Below are 20231 nucleotides of genomic sequence, written 5' to 3' on the forward strand. Positions count from 1 at the left end.
CGCTGGCGTATTGCTCACCGGCTACCAGAAGGGTGTTGGGCGGCTCTCTGCAATCGACCCGCTGTCCGTGGCAGTGAAATCCTGTTCAAAGTGGGAGTTGAGACGTCAGCTTGATCTTTTGCATGGGGATCTCGGTCTTGACACTTTGAACTCCTTTTATGCGCGTCAGATACTCACCCTGGAAGCGTCTGTAGGCGTCGAGGTCAGCGGCAACAACGCGAAGCAAGAAGTCACAGTCACCCGCCATGAGATGGCATTCAACGATCTCAGGGAACCGCTGAACCTCAGCCGTAAATCCATCGATGGTTCGCGCATCCTGGCTTGTTAGCCAGATGCGGACAAAGACAGTCAATCCGATGCCAAGTTTTGACGGGTTCAACAGAGCGACATACCGCTCGATGGCGCCGCACTCCTCCAGGAGCTTGACTCGACGTAAGCACGGAGACGGCGACAGCCCTACCTTCTCCGCTAGATCCACGTTTTGAATGCGCCCATCTTCTTGAAGAGCCTGGAGTATTCGGCGGTCAATCGCATCTAGATCTTTGACGATATTGTTCTGCATGGCATTGGATTCTGTGTTTTATAAATAAGTAGATACCTGATGCCAATATTGAGTTCGTATTGGGCATAAACGCAATCAAATTTTATGAAGATTGGCCTAATATTGCAACCATGTTTTTCATGATAGTGCACCCCGAATCAAGGAGTTGAAGAGTGACATCGAATTCATCGCTGCGCTTTCCTGTGGAGAGTCATCTATGCCCGATGGGTGAGGATCAGAGGCAGGCACTGCTTCAAGCTCCGGGTTTTGGCCAGGTTTTCACCGATCACATGGCCACCATCAAATACTCCAAGAGTCAAGGCTGGCATGACGCAAAAATCGGCCCTCGCCAGGCATTGAGCCTCGACCCGGCAGCGCTAGTGTTTCATTACGCGCAAGAGATCTACGAAGGCATGAAAGCCTATCGCCTGGATGGAGGTGGAACGGGGCTGTTCCGTCCCGAAGCGAATGCGCGCCGTTTTCGCCGTTCGGCCGCCCGTCTCGCCATGCCGCCGTTGCCCGAGGAGATGTTCATTGAATCAGTGCGTGCACTGGTGCGCGTGGACAACGCTTGGATTCCTGCTACCCAAGGCTTCGCGCTGTACCTGCGGCCATTCATGATCGCAACCGAATCCGTTCTCGGGGTCAGGGCGTCGGCCGACTATCTCTACTGCGTCGTCGCATCGCCAGTTGGACCTTATTTCAGGCGTGAAGCTACCGCAGTCACACTTTGGGTGTCGGACAACTTCACGCGCGCCGCGCCCGGTGGAACAGGTGACGCCAAATGCGGCGGCAACTATGCGGCCAGTCTAGCGGCGCAGACCGAAGCAATCCGCGAGCAATGTGACCAGGTGATTTTCCTTGACGCTGTGGAGCGCCGCTGGATCGAAGAACTCGGCGGGATGAATGTGTTCTTCGTGTTCGCTGATGGATCGATCCAGACCCCTCCTTTGAGCGACACGATCCTGGCGGGCATCACCCGCGAATCGCTGATCACATTGGCCCGCGACATGGGACTGCTTGTTCGTGAAGAGCCTTACTCCATTGACCAATGGCAAGACGATGCCAAGAGTGGCCGACTGCTGGAGTCTTTCGCTTGCGGAACGGCAGCAGTGGTAGCGCCAATTGGAGAAGTCAAGGGACGCAAACATCGCTTCTCCATCGGTGATGGGGGCTCAGGTCCCACCACCGAGCGCCTGAAATCTGCACTGACGGACATTCAATTGGGGCGTGTCCCTGACACGCGTGGCTGGCTAGAGCGGTTGGCATAAACAAGAACGGAGCACTATGCGGATATCCCAGATAAAACTGAGCGCTTTGCTCGCAACCGTTTTGCTGGCCGGCTGCAGCACCACAGTAACCTCGCTGAACTACAGCGTGCCCACGCAGCCAGAGGGCTCGTCCGGCTACACCGAAAAACCCGGCTGGCAAACAGAAAAGTTTGCCGTCGCGGCGGCTAACCCACTGGCCACCGACGCTGGTTTCCAGGTCCTCAAGGCCGGTGGCAGCGCCGTGGACGCGGCCATCGCCGTGCAAATGGTTCTCACGCTGGTGGAACCACAGTCCAGCGGCATTGGCGGCGGCGCGTTTCTCATGCATTTCGATGGCAAGTCGGTCGAGGCCTACGACGGCCGTGAGACCGCCCCTGCTGCTGCCGATGAGAACCTATTCCTCAAACCTGACGGAAAGCCCATGGCTTTCATTGACGGCGTCGTGGGGGGGCGCTCGGTGGGTGTGCCTGGCACCGTGCGCATGCTGGAAATGGCCCACCAGCAGCACGGCAAGCTGCCCTGGGCTAGCCTTTTCCAGCCGGCCATCACTTTGGCCGAGCAAGGCTTCAAGGTCAGCGCCCGGCTGAACACGCTGCTGGCGGCTGACCAGCACCTCAAGAAAGACCCAGTTGCAGCCGCCTACTTCTACGACGCCAGCGGCCAGCCCTGGCCCGTGGGGCATGTGCTGAAGAACCCAGAGCTGGCCCAGGTGCTTCGGAGCATCGCGGTAGGGGGGGCCAAGGCGCTGCTCGAAGGCCCTGTGGCCCAGGCTATCGTGGACAAGGTACGTTCCCATCCGTCCAACCCCGGCCGGATGACCCTGGCCGATCTATCCGGCTACCAGTCGCGCAAGCGCGAACCGCTGTGCCACGACCACGCCGTGCTGCCGCAGAAGGTGTACCGGCTTTGCGGATTCCCACCGCCCAGTTCAGGCGCCATCGCCATCGGCCAGATGTTGGGCGTCCTGCAGAACACGGCGGGTGCCGTGCTTCCCCTGGGGCAAGACGGCCTGCCCACCGCCGATTGGCTTCACTTCTATACCGAAGCCGCCAGGCTGGCGTTCGCCGACCGCGCACTGTACGTGGCCGATCCCGATTTCGTGGCTCCGCCTGCTGGCTCGTGGATGAGCCTGCTGTCGCCAGACTACCTGGCCCATCGCGCACGGCTCATTGGCAACCAGTCTATGAGCGTTGCCCGGTCCGGCCACCCTGGAGGCACGCAGACTAGCTTCGCCCCCATGCCCGATCAGCCAGAGTACGGCACGAGCCACATCAGCATCGTCGATGCCCAGGGACGTGCTGTGGCCATGACCACCACCATCGAGGACGTCTTCGGCGCGCGGCAGATGGTCAAGGGCTTCCTGCTCAACAACGAATTGACCGACTTCAGCTTCGCCCCGCGTGACGCCCTGGGCAACGCTATCGCTAACCGCGTGCAACCGGGCAAGCGCCCGCGCTCGTCCATGTCACCCACACTGGTATTCGACAAAGCCACCGGCCAATTGGTCATGAGCGGCGGCAGCCCCGGCGGCGCGTTGATCATTCACTACACGGCAAAGACCTTGTGGGGCACTCTGCACTGGGGCCTGAGCGCGCAGCAAGCTATCAACCTGCCCAACTTCGGCTCAGCCAACGGTCCAACGCTGCTCGAAGAAAAGCGCTTCCCGGTAGCCACCATCGAGGCACTCAAGGCTCGGGGTCACGAGGTCCGCGAGATGAACATGACAAGCGGTCTGCAGGCGATCCAACGGGTGCCAGGCGGTTATTTCGGCGGAGCCGATCCGCGCCGCGAGGGCGTGGTCATGGGGGACTGACGGCATGCCCCCACGCAACCAATTCAGCCCGTCCCCGTACTCTGCGAAAACGCCGGGATATTCGCTCATTCTTTAAAACAGGAGTTCTATATGACCCATTTCACCGCCGCTCAAGGCTTCATGGGGCCTTTTTCCCATGACGGACGAGCCAGTATTGCCCCCAATCCACCGTGGCATTACGCGGCCGACTTCATAACGATCGAGTGCTGGGCGGATCCCTCCGCCGTTGAGGCGCTGCTGCCGCCTGGTCTGAGTCTCCACCCTGACGAACGCGGGCTGATGACAGTGTCTTTTGTCGATTGGCAAGCTTGTACTGACACTGGGGGCGAACTGCTGGACCCTATTCGGGCCCAGTACCGTGAGTGCATCGTGCTCGTAAGCGTCCAGCATGAGGGCAAGCTCATGCAGTATTGCCCTTACATCGTGGTTGACCAGGATACGTCGCTCGCGCGCGGCTGGGCTCTAGGCTATCCCAAGAAGATCGGCTCGGTATGGATCACGCGTTCAATGGGCGTATCTTCTATTGCTTCTCCGAAGCTCGAGCCTGGTGCGACCTTTGCAGGTACGGTTGCAGTCAAGGATAGGCGTCTGGCGGAAGGTCATGTGAAGCTCTCTGGCCCTGCGGACAACTCGGCGGTCACGTTTGGGAGCCGGCCAATCGTTGCCCTTCGACACTTTCCATCGATGTTCGAGGGGCAGCACGATCAGCCGGCTGTCTACGAACTTGTGCGGCTCCAGGCTGAAAACGTACAGGCCAGCCCTGTGTGGAAAGGTGATGCAGCATTGACGATCTTTGATTCGCCAACGGAGCCATTGGCTGCCCTACGTCCAACCCGGATCGGCCGCGGTTGGCGGTACTCGCTTGCGATGACGAACCGAAACAACTATCTGCTTCGGGACCTTCGCAGCCTCGCTCAACCTGGTTCGTCTGAGGAGAAATGACATGGACTCTTTGCAGCTTCAACGTACTTATCTTGATCTCACGACGCCGCACGTCGCGGATGCATGCATGCGTATGGGCATCGCGGTTCGGTGTGCTCCCGCTGGAATGCGTTCCTTGTGGAGCGAATCTCACATCGTCGGTCGAGCATGTCCTGCTCGGCACTATGGCAGTGTCGACGTTTTTCTCGAAGCGATCGACCGTGCGGCTCCAGGAGATGTTCTGGTGGTCGACAACGGCGGGCGGCTGGATGAGGCCTGTGTTGGCGATCTCGTAACTCTGGAGACGGCCCTGGCTGGCCTCCGCGGCATCGTCATCTGGGGATTGCATCGCGATTCATCTGAGTTGCGGACCATCAGGCTACCGATCTTCAGCCTTGGCACGTTGCCGGCAGGGCCGCAGCGTTTGGAGACGCAGGAGGCTGCAGCGCTCACTTCCGCCAGGTGTGGAGAGCATGAGGTCACCTCTGACGACTTCGTCTTGGCCGATGACGATGGGGTGATCTTCATGCCCTTGAGCCAAGCCCAAGGGGTGGCGGAGCTTGCAGCCGCGATTCGCGACACCGAGCGCAGTCAGGCGGCACGGATGCAACTTGGTACGAATTTCAGGAAGCAGGCTCGCTTCGATGAGTTTCTGGCGGCCAGGAACGCTGACGAGAGCATGACGTTCCGACAACATCTGCGCTCGATTGGTGGCGCAATCGAGGAGTGAAGCTCTGGTAGAGATCATGGGGACAGACTGACTTCAGTTCTCTTTCATTTCTTGTTTCGAGCCATCTTCAGTGACTAACAATTCGTCGAGAGACAACCATGCCGCACAAGCCTGCGTCGCCATCGATGCGACGGCGCCATATGGAGGAAGCGAACGCAGCAAAGATCGGAGACTCAAGAAGGTCACCACTTCGCGGATTGCCGAAATGCGAGCCAGCGGGGAGAAGATTGCGGTGCTTACGGCCTATGACGCCACATTCGCGGCAGTCGCAGATGCCGCGGGCGTCGACTGCCTTCTGGTCGGCGACTCATTGGGAATGGTTTGCCAAGGCCGGACTACCACGGTGGGCGTGTCGCTCGAAGATATGCGGTATCACACCCAATGCGTATCCCGGGGGCTGGAGCGCTCGCAAGGCAGCTGCCTAATCGTTGCTGATCTTCCTTTCGGAAGCTATCAGCAGTCGCGTGAGCAGGCCATGGCGTCGGCGGCACTTTTGATGCAAGCGGGCGCCCATATGGTCAAGCTCGAAGGGGGCGGGTGGACCGTTGACGTGGTGGCCTTTCTGGTCGAGCGCGGAGTTCCTGTTTGTGCACACCTGGGATTGACGCCGCAAACGGTGTCGGCGTTGGGCGGATATCGCGTGCAGGGGCGTCAAGAAGAGGCCGGCGACAAGATCCGGCGCGACGCGTCAGCACTTGAGGCTGCTGGTGCCTCCATGAGGGTGCTTGAGATGGTCCCCTGCCAGCTTGCGGCCCATATCACCAGTGACATGAAGTCTTGCGCCACGATCGGCATTGGGGCTGGTAGTGGCACGGCTGGACAGGTCCTGGTGATGCATGACATGCTAGGACTCAATTTGGGGCATATGGCAAAGTTCGTGCGAAACTTCATGCGCGAAGCGTCGACCGTGGATGCCGCCTTTGCAGCCTATGTCGCGGCGGTCAAGGATGGCTCGTTTCCAAACGACGAACAGCACGCTTGGTAGTGCCCGCATACATGCCTGCTCGATAACGGCCAGGGAATATCTATTCCTAGAAGTAGACCTATGTTCCCCTCTGCTCGCCCGACTTCAGCCAGCGTAGCACTGCGAATGTCGAAAACGGCCATGAATATGGCGTTTCAGCCAATGTACGGAAGGCCTGCGACGAGCAACACTGGGAACGCAGCGTGCCACACATGGAGCGAAGCACTCGCTCCATGTGCGGCTGTTCACCGGCCGTTCACGGTTTTCGTTCGCAACTTTCATCATGAGCCTCCAGTCTGTCAAACAGTTTCTCGCCGAAAAGGCCCCGGATCTTTCTATCATTGAGGTGTGCGAGAGTGGCGCGACGGTTGCAATGGCGGCCGCGGCGTTCGGTGTCAACCCAGGACAGATTGCCAAGACGCTGTCTCTGAGCGTAGGCGAGCAAGTCATCTTGCTCGTCGCCCGAGGCGATGCTCGACTTGACAACAGAAAGTACAAAGACCAGTTCGGGGCTAAGGCCCGCTTCCTCGTGGCGAGTGAAGTTGAGAAGACAACTGGTCATCCAGTTGGCGGCGTTGGGCCCTTTGGGCTTGCCAGTCAGCTCGATATTTATTGCGATGTCTCCCTGCGAAGCTTCAGCGAAGTACTTCCCGCTGCTGGCGCAAACAATGCAGGTGTCAGGGTCTTGCCTGAGCGGATGGCGCAACTTGTCAACGCACGTTGGGTGGATGTCATGCAGCACGAGATTGCCGCCGATTCGCTGGCTGTTTGATGAGTCATTGTTCTGCGTTTTCAGCAAGATATTTGGAGGCCAAGTTTTCATCCGCATCCCCAGCGGATTTATATTGGCTCCTCGTGCACATCCGCTAAGTAAGCCGCCTTGACGTTCGGGCTGTTCAGCAGCTCATTGCCCGTGCCTGTCAGCACAATCTCTCCATGCTGCAGCACGTAGGCGTGGTGGGCCAGGCGCAGGGCGTGGTGGGCGTTCTGCTCGACGAGAAGCACGCTGACGCCATCGGACTTGTTGATCTCATGGACAATCTGGAAGATCTTGCGGATGTAGATCGGGGCCAGGCCCAACGATGGTTCGTCCAGTAACAGAAGCCGTGGCCGGCTGACCAGGGCACGCCCGATGGCGAGCATCTGCTGCTCTCCGCCTGACAGCGTTCCGGCCCGCTGCTCCACTCGCTGTTTCAGAATGGGAAAGAGTGCAAAGACGCGTTCGATATCCGGGCTCCAGTGGCTCGGATCGACGAAGGTGGCGCCAAGCCGGAGGTTCTCCATCACGGTCATCCGCGGGAAAATTCGCCTGCCTTCCGGTGACAGTGCGATGCCGAGTTGGGACACCTTGTGCGACGCTACCTGGGCGATGTCCTGGCCGCGCAGGAGGATCTGACCCGACGAGATGCGTGGAGCACCGAATATGCTCGTCATCAGCGTCGATTTGCCCGCGCCGTTGGCGCCAATGAGCGTGACGATCTCACCCTCGCGCACTCTGAGGTTAATGCCACGCAGCGCATGCACCGGGCCATAGTGGGCGTGTACCTCTTTGAATTCGAGAATCATGCGGTGGTCTCCTTCATCGGCGTGGTCCAACTGTCGGCTTTCTCGTCCTCATCCGGGACACCCAGGTAGGCCGCGATGACATGGGGATCGTTCTGCACCTCCTGCGGCGCACCCTCGGCGATCTTGCGTCCGTAGTTCAGCACCACCACGCGCTGCGACACCTTCATCACCACGCTCATATCGTGTTCGACGAGGAGAACCGCGATGCCTTCCTCGTCAATCAGGCTGCGCAGCAGATCGTTCAATGCGGCTGACTCGCGGGGGTTGAGCCCTGCGGCCGGCTCGTCAAGGCAGAGGATGCGGGGCCGTGCGGCCATGGCACGCGCAATCTCCACCCGACGCTGAACTCCGTATGCCAGCGCGCCTGCCGGTTGATCGGCCTGGGCGCTGAGATCAAAGCGCTTGAGCAACGCAAGTGCTATGGACAGCGCGTGTTCCTCCGCTTCTCTGTACGGTGCGAGTCCCAGCAGCCCGGCCAGGGAGAAGCAGCTGGCATGCTGCAAGCTGTTGTGCTGTGCGACCATCAGGTTCTCCAGCACGGTCATCTTCGGGAACAGGCGAATGTTCTGGAAGGTGCGCAGAATCTGCGCAGAACGCGCCAGCGCGTGGCTGGGCAGCTCTTCCAGCCGCATGGCGCCATGCTCTGGGTGCTGCATCGTGATGGTTCCGGCACTCGGTTGATAGAAGCCGGTCAGGCAGTTGAACAGCGTGGTCTTGCCTGCACCGTTGGGCCCGATGATGGAAGTGATTTCCTGGTCGTTGACCGACATTGACAGGTCGTCGATGGCGGTCACGCCACCGAAGCGCATGGTGAGGTGGCTGACCTCCAGAAGCGCGGGAGTTGCGGGTTTCATGCTGTCTCTCCCAAAAGGGGCCGCCCCAGCGTCTTGCTGGTCGCCGCCGAGTGCAAGGTCGGGCGCCGCTGTGCAAGGAGCCCGCCTGGACGCCACACCATGATGGCCACCATGGCGGCCCCGAACAACAGCATCCGGTATTCGCTGAAATTCCTTCCGAGCTCGGGCAGCAGAACCAGCACGCAGGCAGCGAGCACAACGCCAAACTGGCTCCCGCTGCCACCCAGAACGACGATGGCCAGGATGACGGCGCTTTCGCTGAACGTGAAGCTCTCCGGCGATACAAAGCCTTGTCGAGCCGCAAAGAAGACGCCTGCGAAGCCGCCCAGCATGGCGCCCAGGGAGAACGCGGACAGCTTGACGTTGGTGACGTTGATACCCAAGGCCCTGCAGGCGATCTCGTCTTCCCGCATGGCTTCCCAGGCGCGTCCGATAGGCAGGCGGCGCAGGCGCAAGACCAGGAGGTTGGTCAGCAAGGCCAGCCCGAGGATCACCAGGTACAGAAACACGGTCCTGTGCCAGGGGGCATACGCAAGGCCCAGTACGCTGGCTACAGTCGGTGAATCGCTCGATGCCGAGAAAGGCAGGCCGAAGAGCGAAGGCCTGGGAATGGAGCCGATGCCATCGGGGCCATGGGTCAGTGCGGTCCAGTTCACCAGCACTAGGCGGATGATCTCGCCAAAACCCAGGGTCACGATGGCCAGGTAGTCACCGCGCAACCGGAGCGTGGGATACCCGAGCAGGATTCCGAAGATAGCTGCGAATACGCCGGCGATCGGCAGGCAGATCCAGAACGAGAAGCCGAAGTGGGTTGCAAGCAGCGCGTAGGTGTACGCGCCGACCGCATAGAAGGCGACATAGCCCAGGTCCAGCAGTCCGGCCAGCCCCACCACCGCGTTGAGACCCCATCCCAGCATTACGTAGATCAGCACCGTGGTTGCCGTGTCCACCACATACCGGTTGTCGTGGAAGACAAATGGCAGCACCACCGCAAAGCCAATGGCTGCAGCGCCCGCGAGCTTTGCGGTGCCGTTGGTCGCCAGGGCACCCAGCGGATTGCGCACGACAGCACCTCGCCCTCTGACGCGTTGGCGCTCCAGAAGCCACCGCACGGCCAGGCGTCCCAGAAAGACAATCGCCGCTGCGCCCACGAGCCAGCTCCATCGCGTCTGCACTGCCAGCTTTCCCCCGATGTCCACGGTGGTCAGCCCGATGAATGGAACGCCCAGCAGAAATATCGCAAGCGAGGCCAGGCCCGCGTCCATGAACCGTTTGTCCAAAGCATCACCTCTATGGTTGGATCCGGAAATGGTCATCACACCTTCTCCACTTCAGGACGGCCCAGCAAGCCCGAGGGTCGAAAGACCAGGACCAGGATGAGGATGCCGAACACGGCCACATCCTTGTATTCCGCAGAAAAGTAGCTCGCGTAGAACGCTTCGATCAGCCCGATCAGAAGGCCTCCCAGCATGGCGCCAGGCAGTGAGCCTATGCCCCCGAGAACGGCCGCCGTGAATGCCTTGACCCCTGCCAGGAAACCGATATAGAAATCGATCACGCCGTAGTAAAGCGTGACCATCAGCCCGGCAACGCCGGCCAGGGCCGCACCGATCATGAAAGTCATCGAGATGGTGCGGTCCACGTTGATGCCCAGCATGCGTGTCATCCCCTGGTCCTGCTCGCAGGCGCGCTGGCGCCGGCCAAACGAGGTTCGGGTGATCATCCAGGTGAAGCCCAGCATGAGAACGGCCGTCACACCAATGATCAGCATCTGCACGTAGGAGACGCGTACGGAGCTCATGCCGGAACCGAAGAGTTGAATCCCACCTTCCAGCATGGGGGGCATGCTTTTGATGCGGGAGCCTTGCAGCAACTGCACGCTGTTCTGCAGGAAGATCGAGGCACCAATGGCCGAAATCAGCGGGGCCAGTTTGGTGGAGCCACGCAGAGGGCGGTAGGCAACACGTTCAACGGCCCAGCCATAGCCGGCCGAGAAAACGACCGACACCAGCAGCACCAAAAGCAGGGCCAGCGGCAAGGAAGTAATGCCGGCGGAGGCTAGTAGGGTGAATGCCGTCAGAGAGATGAACGCTCCGAGCATGTAGATTTCTCCATGCGCGAAATTGATCATCCCGAGGATGCCGTACACCATCGTGTATCCGATGGCGATAAGCCCGTACAGCGACCCGAGCGTCAGCCCGTTTATCGCTTGTTGAGTGAATTGCGACATAGTAGACCCGGTACGCTAAAAGTGGAGGAGCGGCAAAGTCCGGGACATCGCGGCGGCTGTCCCGGTGCAAGGCTCAATAGGCCAGGTCGTACTGGTTCCCCTTCCACTGGTACACCACGAAGCCTGGATTCTTGGGATCCCCCTTGGCGTCGAACTCCACCTTGCCCAGCACCGTGGTGAAGCTGCCGCCGGCCAAGGCCTTTTGCACATCTGCGTACTTGGTGCTTCCCGCCTTCTGCAAGGCCTGTGCATAGACCTGGACCGCGGCGTAGCAGAACAGAACATAGCCGTCTGGTTCGATCTTGTTGTCACGAAAGCGTTTAACGATTTCTGCGGAGGACGGGTTCTTGCGTGGATCGGGGTAGAACGTGAACAACAGCCCTTCGATGGCGGAGCCAGCCGCCGTGGCCAGCTCGGCGCTGGTAGAGGTGTTGCCGCTCATGACGACGAGCTTCAAGCCGCCTTGGGAGGACTGGCGAAGGATCAGGCCCAGTTCGGTGTAGTAGCCACCGTAGAACACCACATCAATGCCCGCAGTCTTGAGCTTTGTCACCAACGCCGTGTAGTCCTTTTCGCCGGCGGTGATGGATTCGCGCAGCAAGGGCGCAGCCTTGCGGTCGGTCAGGTACTTCGCGACGATGTCGGCCTGGCCCTTGCCAAACGCGCTCTTGTCGTCGATGACCGCAACTTTCTTGCCCGGGAACTTCTTGACCAGGTACTCCGCTGCGACGACGCCCTCTTGGTCATCCCGGCCGGTGAGACGGAAGATGTTCTTGAGGCCCCGGTCCGTCACCTTTCCATTGGTCGAGATGGTGATCATGGGGGTCTCGGCCTCGTTGTAGACCTCTGAGGCTGGGATGGTGGAGCTGGAGCAGTAGTGGCCCACGATGGCTGAAACCTTCTTGTTCACCATGGCGTTGGCCACGGCCACCGCTTGCTTGGGGTCGCAGACATCATCGCCGACCTCGACCTTGAGCTTCTGGCCCAGGACGCCTCCGGAGGCATTGATCGCGGCGACTGCCGCCTCCACGCCGTTGCGCATCTGCTCGCCGCCCGAGGCGTACTGGCCAGACATGGGACCCGCGACTCCTATGGAAATGTCGGCGCTGGCGCCGAACGACACAAACATGGTGACCAAGGCCAGAAGACAGGCTGGAACGCGCTGGGGATGGTGCATGAACGACTCCGGTGGTTGTACCGTTTCGACGGCGGATTGGACTCAGTGGAACGGTGCCGGACAACCCGGTCAGGGGCCGTTTTCACTAGGTCAAATTCTGGGTTTCATTGGCGGATGTGTCTTGCCACTTTTCAGGCAATGCAATGCGGATATTCGCACAATCATATGGATGTTTTCCCTAGTCGATGCCTGCATTGAATAACGAATGCACCCAACTGAAGCGTCCACCATCGGGAGGTGCACCATTACCGTGCGAATCGAGACAATTCTCGCCATTGTGGGGATATGGCGCCCTGTGAGGTTCCTTCCGGCTTTTGAGGCCATGTGCTGATCACGGCAATTTTCACAAAGAAGTTGCTAACGTGGATCAACGGTGTGGGCCTTTGTCGTATGAATTATTGGTGCGGACATTTGCACATATTCAGAATTTGAAAGGTATGCAGAAATCCGCATGTTTTCACCTCCAAAGATGCGCGACGAAAGGCGCTGCGTTGAGGACACTTCGTACATCCCGGATGCGATCACGCAGGACCATCCGGAACCTGTACGAACCCTCAAGTCTGGAGTCAATCAATGCATGTTCTTCCCTATGCCAGCGAGCCTTACGACACCTTCACCACCCCTGGCGCGCTCGAAGAAATGGGCAATGCGCTGCGCAGTGTCCGGGCGCAGTTTGGGCAGACCTATCCGATGGTCATCAACGGCAAGAAGGTGATGACCGATGCAGTGCTCACGTCCACGAATCCATCGGCACCTACTGAAGTCGTTGGCAAATCCGCGCGGGGTACCAGGGAGCATGCGGACGCCGCACTGGATGCAGCTTGGAAGGCCTTTGACTCCTGGAAGCTCTGGGCGCAGGAGGATCGCTCTCGCGTCATGCTGAAGGCGGCCGCGATCATGCGCCGCCGCAAGCGCGAGCTCGAAGCCTGGCTCGTCTATGAGATCGGCAAGAACTTCGTGGAGGCCAGCGCCGAAGTTGCGGAAATGATCGACTTCACCGAGTACTACGCGCGCCAGGCCTTGCGCCATGTTGACGGCCTGGGCTTCCTGAACGCCTACCCAGGAGAAGAAAACAAGAGCTTCTATATTCCGCTGGGCGCGGGGCTCACAATTGCTCCGTGGAACTTCCCTATGGCGCTGATGACCGGTATGACAGTCGGTGCCATCGTGGTCGGCAATACTGTGGTCTGCAAGCCTGCGGAAGACACAGTGGTGTCGCTGTCCAAGGTTTTCGACATCTTCGAGGAGGCCGGTCTGCCGCCTGGAGTCGTGAACTACTTGCCTGGTGTGGGCGCTGAGGTCGGCTCCTACCTTGTCGAGCACCCACGCACCCGCTTCATCAACTTCACCGGCAGCCTGGCTACGGGCAAACGCATCAATGAAGCTGCCGCGAAGGTGGTAGAGGGCCAGCGCTGGTTCAAGCGCGTCTTCCTAGAGCTTGGTGGCAAGGATGCCATCCTCGTGGACGAGACGGCGGATCTTGACGCAGCTGCGCTCGGGGTCATCCAAAGCGCCTATGGCTACCAGGGACAGAAATGTTCTGCCTGTTCTCGTTTGATCGTCGTGGACAGTGTCTACGATGCCCTGCTGGAGCGTGTGGTGGAACGTGTTAAGAAGCTGCGCGTGGCCCCTGCCGAGCAGAATCCGGATCTCGGTCCCGTCTGCAATGCGGCGCAGAACGCCAAGGTGCGTGAGTACCTGGAGATCGGCCGCGGCGAAGGCAAGCTGCTGGTCGGTGGACAGCGCATCGATGGTGACGGCTTCTTCATTCAGCCCACGGTCTTTGGCGACGTCGCCCCTGGTGCCCGACTGGCGCAGGAAGAGGTCTTCGGTCCGGTGGTCGCCGCCATCCGCGTCAAGGACTTTGCCGAGGGAATGGCGGTGGTCAACAACACGGTCTACGGCCTGACCGGTGCTTTGTACTCCCTGGACCGTGCCCGCATCGAGATCGCGCGGCGTGACTTCCACGTGGGCAATCTGTACTTCAACCGCAAGTGCACAGGCGCCATGGCAGGTGTGCAGCCCTTCGGCGGTTTCAACCTGACCGGAACGGACACGAAGACCGGCGGCCCGGATTACCTGCTGCAGTTCCTGCAGATGAAGTCCGTGGCCGAGCGCCTCTGACGTTGATGAGCATCCATCGCAACAACGAAACGCCCATCATGAGCTTCATTGCCAGCCGACTCGGTGACATTGCTCCCGCAGAAACTATGGAGATGGCGGCAAGGGCCGCCGCCCTTCGCCTCAAGGGACTCGATGTGATCTCGCTGTCCCAGGGCGAGCCCGACTTCGACACGCCCGAGCACATCCAGCAAGCGGCGCTGCGCGCCATGCGCGACGGGAAAACCCGTTACACGGAGGCAGCGGGGGTGGCGCCCCTTCGGCATGCCGTGGCCGCAAAGATGCATGCCGACCATGGATTGCAGTATCGCCCGGAGGATGTAAGCATCACCGCCGGTGCCAAGCAGGCGATATTCAATGCGTTCTTCGCCACGCTCAATCCCGGCGACGAGGTCGTGGTGCCAGCCCCTTGCTGGGTGTCGTACCCCGAGATCGTGAAGTTGGCAGGAGGTACGCCCATTGTGGTGGAGTGCCCGCGCGAAGCAGGTTTCAAGATCACCCCAACGCAACTTGAGGCCTGCATCACGCCGCGCACGAAGTGGCTGATGCTCAACTCGCCTTCTAACCCCACCGGAGCCGTGTATTCGGGCGCCGAACTGGCTGCTCTCGGGGACGTGCTCAGAAGGCACCCGCAGGTTTGGGTCCTGACAGATGACATCTATGAGAAGCTGGTGTACGGCAGCGATCCATTCCACAACATCCTTCAGGTATTGCCCGAGCTCCAGCCGCGCACGCTGGTGATCAATGGTGTCTCCAAGATCTACTGCATGACGGGCTGGCGGATCGGCTATGCGGTAGGGCCGGGCGAGTTGATCAAGGCTATGAACCTGGTGCAGGGCCAGAGCACGAATAACGCCAATGCGATTGCGCAGTTTGCCGCGGTGGAAGCCCTGATAGGCGACCAGGCGTGTGTCAAGGTTTTCCGGGCGGCGTTTGAGGAGCGTCGCAATTTCATCGTTGAGGCACTGCGTGCGGTTCCTGGCCTTGAAGTGGATTTGCCTGACGGGGCCTTCTATGCCTATGTGTCCTGCCATTCACTGATAGGCAAGCGCACGCCAGGGGGCGGCTTGATCTCGACGGATCGGGACTTAGTCCGCTACCTCCTGGATGAGGCTCAGGTTGCGACGGTGTCCGGTACCGGATTCCTGCATTCGTCCTATTTCCGCGTCTCCTATGCCGTAGGCATCCCCAAGCTCGATGAGGCGGCACAGCGCATTGCGCGCGCTGTCCAGGCCCTTCGCTGATTGGTACAACCATGAGCCAGCACACGATCATCATTGGCGGCGGTGGCATCGGTTCGGCCACTGCATGCTTTCTTTCCAACATGGCTGCCGCTGGTGACAGCATCACCGTCATCGAGCGCGACCCCAGCTACCAGATGGCCTCTTCCAGCCTGTCGGCTAGTTCCATCCGTCAGCAGTTTTCCACCCCAGTCAGCGTGCAGCTGTCCCAGTTCGGCTGGGAGTTCATGCACTCCTGTGCCGACGAGGCAGGGGTGGCAGGAGGCGCCGTGGGGCTGAACAGCCGCGGCTACCTGTTTCTCGGCCGCGAAGACCAGGCCCCGTCGCTGCGCGAGCGCGCAGACCTCAACCGGGCACTCAATGTCCCGTTGGCGGAGTTCAGCCCTCCGGAGCTGGCAGCTCGCTATCCGTGGATGCATTGCGACGATATTGCCTATGCGGCCATGGGGACTGCGGGGGAGGGCTGGTTCGACGGCTACATGCTGCAGCAGCTCTACCGCAGCCGCGCGCGCTCCCGGGGCGTGCAGTACGTGAAGGGTCACGCTGTGGGATTGGAGACCCGCGGCTCGAAGATCGTCGCAGCGGTGCTGGAAGACGGCAGCCGCATCGAAGGCGACCAGTTCGTGAATGCCGGCGGGCCGTGGTCTGCCGCCGTGGCCCGCACCGTGGGCGTGGAGATCCCCGTGCGTGCGCGGCGACGCACGATCTTCGTGGTGTCCTGCCCTGTGGCGATTGCCGACTTTCCGATCCTGATCGACACCTCCGGCATCTTTGTGCGGCCCGAGCAGCACCACTTTCTTTGCTCTGTGGTGCCTGACGCCGCGGATGACCATGACGACCTGCCTCTCGATCCCGACTTTTCGCTGTTCGAGGAGCGGATCTGGCCGACCCTGGCAGAGCGAATCCCCGCGTTTGAAGCGCTGCGGGTAGAGCGCACCTGGGCAGGCTACTACGAGTTCAACACCGTAGACCACAACGGATTGGTCGGACAGATCGGGCCGGACAACTTCATCCTGGCCACTGGGTTCAGCGGGCATGGGCTGATGCACAGCGCCGGTGTCGGACGTGGGGTGGCGGAGCTGCTGACCCAGGGATCGTTCCAGACCCTGGACCTGTCGCCCCTTTCGCCAAAGCGGCTGGAGACCGGCCGGTTGATTGTCGAAGACGCGGTCTATTGATCTATCGGGCAAGGGCTTTGAGACCCCCGCCCGCAACGGCTCAAGGCCACATGAACTTTCTCGCTCACTAACGAGACCACCTGGAGACACCGATGCTCAATTCAGCCCACAGCCTCCCCCCGCCGGCACAGTACCAGAGGCCCCGATTTCCCTTGCCGCGCGGGGCTTGTGATACGCACACCCATGTGATTCCAGAGTCTGGCTGGACCCTCATCCCGGAGGCCACCTACACGCCCGCACCCGCGCCCGCAGCCGTTCACCTGCGCATGCTCGATGCCCTGGGCCTGGACCGTGGCGTTGTGGTGCAGCCCAGCATTTTCGGCACAGACAACAGCGCCGTCGTTGGTGCCATTGCGCAGGCGCCCGAGCGGCTTCGTGGCGTCGCTGTGGTCGATCCCTCCATCTCTGACGCAGGCTTTCTGGCGCTGCACGACCAGGGAGTTCGGGGCGTCCGCTTCAACGTCATGCTGGGCGGCGGCGGAGGCCTCAAGGCCATGACGGAACTGGCTTCGCGGCTGGCGGCGCTGGGCTGGCACGCCGAGATCCTGGTGAATGGGAACCTGCTGCCGGAACTGCGCATGGCGCTTGCCGGCCTGCCATGTCGGCTGGTCATCGACCACATGGCCAGCCTCGGCGCCGATGTCCCCCCCGATGCGCCGCAGATGCAGGCACTTCGCGCCCTGGTGGCAGAGCGCGAAACCTGGGTCAAGCTCTCGGGCGTCTATCGACTGGCTGATCGCGCAGCCGATCCGCGATTGGCAGAGCGCGGACGGATGCTGGTGCAAGAGGCGCCAGGCCACATGGTGTGGGGCAGCGACTGGCCGCATGTGGCCTTTTCAACCATGCCCGACGCTGGAGATCTGCTGAACGTTCTCGGCGAATGGTTCGACCTGGATGCACAGACGCTGCAACAGATCTTGGTGGACAACCCCGCGCGGTTGTTCGATTTCCCCGCACTGCCACCCGGCTGAATCTAGGAGACCAGCGATGAACATCCAACTTCAACTCAACGACCCCCAGTGGGCTGAAAAAGCCATCGAGACCGTGAAGGGACTGGTTGTCGAGTGCCGTGAGGAGCTCGACGAATGTGAGCGCATCGGTCGCTTTCCGGCCGAAACCTACCGCCGCATGGGGGCCCGTGGCCTGCTCGGCGTGATTACCCCTAAGGAGTGGGGCGGCTATGGTGGCGATGCGCCGGAGTACTGTTTCACCACCGAAGCGATGTGCCGCTACGGCCTGGTGTCCAGCCAGGTGCAGATCCAGGGCATGCGATGGATGAACGATTGGGGCACCGCCGAGCAAAAAAAGAAGTACCTGCCCGGGATGGTGGCCGGAACGCTGGTGTTCTCCGAGTCCATTTCTGAGCCAGGGGCAGGCTCTTCGCTCAAGAAACTCAGTACCAAGGCTGTACGCCACGGCGGCGATTGGGTCATCACTGGCAAGAAGATTCATATCAACCTGGGTGCGGAGAGCCATGTGACTCTGGTCTATGCCATGACGGAACAGGGGCTCACCTCCTTTCTGGTGGATACGGATCTTCCGGGCGTTACGCGTCGCCACAGTGATCCGTTGGGCTACCGCTTCCTGCCAACGGCCGACATGGTCTTTGAGGAGGTGCGGGTGCCCGATGCCGCATTGCTCGGGGCGCCCGGAGAGGGCATGAAGACGTTTCTCTCGACCTTCAACGTGAGTCGCCTGGGGAACGCCTCCGAGCTGATCGGCTTTGCGACCCGAGCGCTTGCTGAAGCCGCGGATTACGCCAGGCACCGCGACGTGGGTGAGAACAAGGTCACGGACTTCCAGGGGATCCAGTGGACGCTTGCCGACTGCTACAGCGCGCTGTATGGCGCTTCGTTGGCGCGCGATCATGCGGCCAACCTAGTCAAGCAGGGCAAGGACTTTCCCCTGGCCACGAGCCTGGCCAAGAAGCTCGCCGTAGAGGCTGCCGAGAAGACCACCAATGACAGCTTCGCATTGACCGGTGGCTATGGCCTGTACCGCGACAAGCCGTGGGGGCAACTGCTCTACGAAGTGAAGACGCTGCGCATCGCGGGTGGCTCCATCGAGATCCTGCGCAATTACATCGCGCAGCAGATCCTGAAAGACGACCAACTAAAGGGACTGAAATGATTCACAACATTGCTCAACTGATCGCCTCGGCCGCTGCGGCCGTTCCAAACACTGCCTTTGGCACTTTCCTGCAGCAAGACCGTCTCGCCAGGGTCGCCGAGCGCGCTCGTACGGTAGCGGAGCGTTTGTCGGATGCTGGCTTGGTGCGCGGAGACGTGGTGGCTGTGGTTGGCCACAACAGCGGGGCCTACTTAGTCACTTGGATGGCGACACAGTTCGCAGGCCTGCAGGCCGCGCTGATCAACCCCGCCTACCCCGATGAACTGCTGGACGCCATGCTGGACGACCTCGCGCCCCGCGGCATCCTGTGGGTGGGCCGCGATCCGGGCGCGCTTGCTGCCCGTGACGAAACCCAGGTTGACATGCAGATGGCGTGGGACAGCGAGATCAAGGTGCTGCGCACCGATGGCCGAAGCGGTGCCGCATCCGGCACCGGGTTTGACTGCGGCGCCGATGAGATATCTGCCTATATCCACACCTCGGGCACGACGGGCAGACCCAAGTTCTGTGCCTTGAGCCATGGCTACTTCCTGCGACTGGGCCGCTACTTCGCCGACACGCTGGCGCTGTCGCCTCAGGACACCGTCTGTGCGCCGCTGCCGCTGTTCCATATCAATCCCATGGGCTACGGAGTGATCGGTGCGCTGACGGCCCACGCGGCCCTGCTGTCCACCGAAAAGTTTTCGGCAGCCGATTTTTGGCGCGATACCAAGGCGCATGGCGTCACGGCGTTGGTGCTGCACGCCCCCCCGGCGAATCTGCTCAAGGCCAAGACCACCACCGAGGATGCCGCAGGCCACCAGGTACGGATCGGCTTCCTCTGCGACCCCGCATTCCTGCGGCAGTTCAAGGTTCCGATCGGGGTGGGAGGCTACGGCTCCACCGAAGCCGGGGGACTCTGCCACGCCTGTCTGCTCAGGCCCGACGATGAGGACATTCCGGTCGAAGGCGCGACCCACCTGGCTGGCCGTGCACGCCATGACTTCGAGCACAGGATTGCCCCAGATGGGGAGATCTGGGTGCGCGGAAAGCACCCGCAGTCGCTCTTCGCTGGATACGCAAAGGAAGGTCGGATCGAGTCGCAAACCGACGCTGAAGGGTGGTTCCATACAGGTGACCGAGGCCGGTTGGATGAGTACGGGCGGCTGATCTTTGTCGAGCGCATCAGCGAGTCGATCCGCGTCAATGGAGAGTATGTGCCGATTGATTTTGTGGAGAGCCGCCTTAAAAACGCGAAGACCCTGGGCGAATTTGCGCTGTGGCGCGTGGAGTCACCGTCGCGCGGGCACGACGTGGTGCTGTACACCACCAGTGTGGAGGCTGATCCACTAGAGGTGCGGACGGCACTTGTCGATCTGCCCAAGTACATGCACCCGGGCCAACTCATCCGCATTGCGCAGCTGCCGCGGGATCCCGGTGTCGGAAAGATCCAGCGGCGCCTGCTGAACGATCAGCCTCGGCTGGACTCAGCGAAGCTTTGAAGGGAGGCCAGAC

Annotated in this window: 18 protein-coding genes; 12 read left to right on the forward strand and 6 right to left on the reverse strand. The window is 60.9% G+C overall.

All coding sequences use genetic code 11. The features are described 5' to 3' along the window. Positions 1-85: 85 nt before the first annotated feature. The gene (locus AC3WUT_RS22835; RefSeq protein ID WP_492349371.1) at positions 86-562 is read right to left on the reverse strand and encodes an Lrp/AsnC family transcriptional regulator; all 477 of its coding nucleotides are present in this window, start codon (positions 560-562) and stop codon (positions 86-88) included. A gap of 203 nt (positions 563-765) precedes the next feature. On the opposite strand from AC3WUT_RS22835, the gene AC3WUT_RS22840 reads away from it, so the two are divergent. From AC3WUT_RS22840 to AC3WUT_RS22865, 6 genes are all read left to right on the forward strand, one after another. Then, the gene (locus AC3WUT_RS22840; protein ID WP_492349452.1) at positions 766-1812 is read left to right on the forward strand and encodes a branched-chain amino acid aminotransferase; all 1047 of its coding nucleotides are present in this window, start codon (positions 766-768) and stop codon (positions 1810-1812) included. A 16-nt stretch (positions 1813-1828) separates the two neighbouring features. After that, on the forward strand, positions 1829-3625 hold the full coding sequence (locus AC3WUT_RS22845; protein ID WP_492349372.1) for a gamma-glutamyltransferase family protein: 1797 nt from the start codon (positions 1829-1831) through the stop codon (positions 3623-3625). 90 nt (positions 3626-3715) lie between these two features. Next, the gene (locus AC3WUT_RS22850; RefSeq protein WP_492349373.1) at positions 3716-4567 is read left to right on the forward strand and encodes an acetoacetate decarboxylase family protein; all 852 of its coding nucleotides are present in this window, start codon (positions 3716-3718) and stop codon (positions 4565-4567) included. Between the two features lies 1 nt (position 4568). Further along, positions 4569-5276 (forward strand): RraA family protein, encoded by a 708-nt coding sequence (locus AC3WUT_RS22855; protein WP_492349374.1) that lies wholly within the window; start codon positions 4569-4571, stop codon positions 5274-5276. Between the two features lie 121 nt (positions 5277-5397). Beyond that, positions 5398-6261, forward strand: coding sequence for a 3-methyl-2-oxobutanoate hydroxymethyltransferase (gene panB / locus AC3WUT_RS22860; RefSeq protein WP_492349453.1), 864 nt, complete (start codon positions 5398-5400; stop codon positions 6259-6261). A 262-nt stretch (positions 6262-6523) separates the two neighbouring features. Further along, positions 6524-7012 (forward strand): YbaK/EbsC family protein, encoded by a 489-nt coding sequence (locus AC3WUT_RS22865; RefSeq protein WP_492349375.1) that lies wholly within the window; start codon positions 6524-6526, stop codon positions 7010-7012. Positions 7013-7080: 68 nt separating this feature from the next. Here AC3WUT_RS22865 and AC3WUT_RS22870 read toward each other — a convergent pair whose 3' ends face one another. The 5 genes from AC3WUT_RS22870 to AC3WUT_RS22890 all read right to left on the reverse strand — a co-directional run bounded on the left by AC3WUT_RS22870 (position 7081) and on the right by AC3WUT_RS22890 (position 12067). Further along, a complete protein-coding gene (locus AC3WUT_RS22870; RefSeq protein WP_492349454.1) occupies positions 7081-7803 on the reverse strand; it encodes an ABC transporter ATP-binding protein in 723 nt (240 codons plus the stop codon). After that, the gene (locus AC3WUT_RS22875) at positions 7803-8660 is read right to left on the reverse strand and encodes an ABC transporter ATP-binding protein (protein ID WP_492349376.1); all 858 of its coding nucleotides are present in this window, start codon (positions 8658-8660) and stop codon (positions 7803-7805) included. The genes AC3WUT_RS22870 and AC3WUT_RS22875 overlap by 1 nt, the downstream gene beginning before the upstream one ends. Then, a complete protein-coding gene (livM, locus tag AC3WUT_RS22880) occupies positions 8657-9976 on the reverse strand; it encodes a high-affinity branched-chain amino acid ABC transporter permease LivM (RefSeq protein ID WP_492349377.1) in 1320 nt (439 codons plus the stop codon). Before livM ends, AC3WUT_RS22875 begins: the two co-directional genes overlap by 4 nt. Then, positions 9976-10890: a branched-chain amino acid ABC transporter permease gene (locus AC3WUT_RS22885; protein WP_492349378.1), complete on the reverse strand. Its 915-nt coding sequence runs from the start codon at positions 10888-10890 to the stop codon at positions 9976-9978. The genes livM and AC3WUT_RS22885 overlap by 1 nt, the downstream gene beginning before the upstream one ends. Positions 10891-10963: 73 nt before the next feature. Beyond that, positions 10964-12067 (reverse strand): branched-chain amino acid ABC transporter substrate-binding protein, encoded by a 1104-nt coding sequence (locus tag AC3WUT_RS22890; RefSeq protein ID WP_492349379.1) that lies wholly within the window; start codon positions 12065-12067, stop codon positions 10964-10966. Positions 12068-12640: 573 nt separating this feature from the next. Here AC3WUT_RS22890 and pruA point away from each other — a divergent pair. From pruA to AC3WUT_RS22920, 6 genes are all read left to right on the forward strand, one after another. Then, a complete protein-coding gene (gene pruA / locus AC3WUT_RS22895; protein WP_492349380.1) occupies positions 12641-14191 on the forward strand; it encodes an L-glutamate gamma-semialdehyde dehydrogenase in 1551 nt (516 codons plus the stop codon). 38 nt (positions 14192-14229) lie between these two features. Continuing rightward, positions 14230-15432 carry a pyridoxal phosphate-dependent aminotransferase gene (locus AC3WUT_RS22900; RefSeq protein ID WP_492349381.1) on the forward strand — a complete coding sequence of 401 codons (1203 nt, stop codon included), beginning with the start codon at positions 14230-14232 and terminating at the stop codon, positions 15430-15432. 11 nt (positions 15433-15443) lie between these two features. Beyond that, positions 15444-16607 (forward strand): NAD(P)/FAD-dependent oxidoreductase, encoded by a 1164-nt coding sequence (locus AC3WUT_RS22905; protein ID WP_492349382.1) that lies wholly within the window; start codon positions 15444-15446, stop codon positions 16605-16607. A 92-nt stretch (positions 16608-16699) separates the two neighbouring features. Beyond that, on the forward strand, positions 16700-17578 hold the full coding sequence (locus AC3WUT_RS22910; protein ID WP_492349383.1) for an amidohydrolase family protein: 879 nt from the start codon (positions 16700-16702) through the stop codon (positions 17576-17578). A 16-nt stretch (positions 17579-17594) separates the two neighbouring features. After that, positions 17595-18737 carry an acyl-CoA dehydrogenase family protein gene (locus tag AC3WUT_RS22915; protein WP_492349384.1) on the forward strand — a complete coding sequence of 381 codons (1143 nt, stop codon included), beginning with the start codon at positions 17595-17597 and terminating at the stop codon, positions 18735-18737. Further along, positions 18734-20218: a class I adenylate-forming enzyme family protein gene (locus AC3WUT_RS22920; RefSeq protein WP_492349385.1), complete on the forward strand. Its 1485-nt coding sequence runs from the start codon at positions 18734-18736 to the stop codon at positions 20216-20218. Before AC3WUT_RS22915 ends, AC3WUT_RS22920 begins: the two co-directional genes overlap by 4 nt. The last annotated feature ends 13 nt before the right edge of the window (positions 20219-20231 follow it).

It is taken from the genome of Curvibacter sp. EU05-FHT14A10 (assembly GCF_058791075.1).

Coding starts and splice junctions, on each gene's coding strand:
- AC3WUT_RS22835 (WP_492349371.1), bottom strand. CDS start 562: ATGCAGAACAATATCGTCAAAGATCTAGATGCGATTGACCGCCGAATA.
- AC3WUT_RS22840 (WP_492349452.1), top strand. CDS start 766: ATGGGTGAGGATCAGAGGCAGGCACTGCTTCAAGCTCCGGGTTTTGGC.
- AC3WUT_RS22845 (WP_492349372.1), top strand. CDS start 1,829: ATGCGGATATCCCAGATAAAACTGAGCGCTTTGCTCGCAACCGTTTTG.
- AC3WUT_RS22850 (WP_492349373.1), top strand. CDS start 3,716: ATGACCCATTTCACCGCCGCTCAAGGCTTCATGGGGCCTTTTTCCCAT.
- AC3WUT_RS22855 (WP_492349374.1), top strand. CDS start 4,569: ATGGACTCTTTGCAGCTTCAACGTACTTATCTTGATCTCACGACGCCG.
- AC3WUT_RS22865 (WP_492349375.1), top strand. CDS start 6,524: ATGAGCCTCCAGTCTGTCAAACAGTTTCTCGCCGAAAAGGCCCCGGAT.
- AC3WUT_RS22875 (WP_492349376.1), bottom strand. CDS start 8,660: ATGAAACCCGCAACTCCCGCGCTTCTGGAGGTCAGCCACCTCACCATG.
- livM (WP_492349377.1), bottom strand. CDS start 9,976: ATGACCATTTCCGGATCCAACCATAGAGGTGATGCTTTGGACAAACGG.
- AC3WUT_RS22885 (WP_492349378.1), bottom strand. CDS start 10,890: ATGTCGCAATTCACTCAACAAGCGATAAACGGGCTGACGCTCGGGTCG.
- AC3WUT_RS22890 (WP_492349379.1), bottom strand. CDS start 12,067: ATGCACCATCCCCAGCGCGTTCCAGCCTGTCTTCTGGCCTTGGTCACC.
- pruA (WP_492349380.1), top strand. CDS start 12,641: ATGCATGTTCTTCCCTATGCCAGCGAGCCTTACGACACCTTCACCACC.
- AC3WUT_RS22900 (WP_492349381.1), top strand. CDS start 14,230: ATGAGCTTCATTGCCAGCCGACTCGGTGACATTGCTCCCGCAGAAACT.
- AC3WUT_RS22905 (WP_492349382.1), top strand. CDS start 15,444: ATGAGCCAGCACACGATCATCATTGGCGGCGGTGGCATCGGTTCGGCC.
- AC3WUT_RS22910 (WP_492349383.1), top strand. CDS start 16,700: ATGCTCAATTCAGCCCACAGCCTCCCCCCGCCGGCACAGTACCAGAGG.
- AC3WUT_RS22915 (WP_492349384.1), top strand. CDS start 17,595: ATGAACATCCAACTTCAACTCAACGACCCCCAGTGGGCTGAAAAAGCC.
- AC3WUT_RS22920 (WP_492349385.1), top strand. CDS start 18,734: ATGATTCACAACATTGCTCAACTGATCGCCTCGGCCGCTGCGGCCGTT.